The sequence below is a fragment of the Paenibacillus sp. 01T422 genome (assembly GCF_056398785.1).
The window spans coordinates 1-1,492 of the sequence record NZ_JBFTQB010001204.1; the positions used below are offsets into that span (position 1 = coordinate 1).

General features: G+C 43.6%; 1 protein-coding gene. It reads right to left on the reverse strand.

Annotated elements, in window-relative coordinates; all coding sequences use genetic code 11:
• Nucleotides 1-854: 854 nt before the first annotated feature.
• Nucleotides 855-1,148: a hypothetical protein gene (locus tag AC1DUA_RS37205; protein ID WP_477504505.1), complete on the reverse strand. Its 294-nt coding sequence runs from the start codon at nucleotides 1,146-1,148 to the stop codon at nucleotides 855-857.
• Nucleotides 1,149-1,492 lie beyond the last annotated feature (344 nt).

Here is a 1,492-nt window from a genome sequence, read left to right on the forward strand (position 1 = left end):
CAAAATCGAGTGACGGAAGCCAGAATCGAATGATGAAAGCCAAAATCGGATGATGAATGGCAAAATCGAGTCACGGAAGCCAAAATCGAATGGCGAATATCAAAATCGAGTCACGAAACCCATACATTTGCGCTCGGGGAGGGAATTGGATATGGGGCTCCAACCGTTTCTTGAAATCGTGGTTCTTTTGAATTGGTTTTTATGGTTTGAACACGATTTCAAATACGGGCGCTACGCTTTTCCACCCCATATCCATTCCCTTTTTGTTCTACTTGGCTTTGACTGCTGCTTATGGGTCTCCACACTTGTGTCAAGTGTGTGGTTATGTAAGACGTTGATTACAACGCAAGCTGGTTCCGAGTCTCGAGCATGGTTGAGGCTACCGTACCACTCAAACCTCTCTTACCTACCGTACCTCTCTAACCTCTCTCTCTCGTTGGATGATTTCCAATGGAAATGGGTTTTAGAGGGGTAGTTTCTTCATTTCGTTGGATGAAATCCAACGAGATTGACTAAAATGGGGCTGAAACATACTATATTCACCGTTCGGTTGGATTTTGTCCAACGAGATGGGCGTTTTAGCCCTCGTCATCGGGGTTTCATTGGAAATCGTCCAATGAGATGGACTTGTGGCGCCACTATGACCGCTACCAATGCGACACGACACTAACACATCAATTTAAAAACAAATTACCATCACATCACATCACATCAAACAACCCACACTTTCACTAGCACTAGCATTATCACCACCATGACTATCATCAGCAACAGTACTATCAACAGTACTATCAACAGCACTAGCATTATCACCATTACTATTACTATCACATCTCCATTACCACCACATCACATCACACAACCAGCATTTTCACCACCACCACTATCACTATCACTATCACTATCACTATCACTATCACTATCACTATCACTATCACTATCACTATCACTATCACTATCACTATCACTATCACTATCACCATCACTATCACCATCACCATCACCATCACCATCACCATTACCATTACCATCACCATTACCATTACCATCACCATCACCATCACCATCACTATCATCAGCACCATCACCATCAATATCACCATCACCATCACTATCATCAGCAACAGCACTATCACCAGCACTTTCACTAGCATTATCACCATTACTATTATCACCATCACATCACCATCACTATCATCAGCAACAACACTATCAGCATCAACAACACTATCAGCATCAACATCACCAGCACTTTCACTAGCATTTCACCATTACTATCACTATCACATCACCATTACCACCACATCACATCACCAGCACCAGCACTAGCATCAGCAGTAGTACATCAATCAACTAGCACTCCAGTACCTAGCACGGCTCAGCAGTTTTTGGCAACGCAACCGTTGCTCACTCTTGTTATCCTTGCCGGCTTATGTATACGGCGGCCCATTATTAACGTAAAAAAGCTGCTCCGGATCGCCCGCGAAGACGG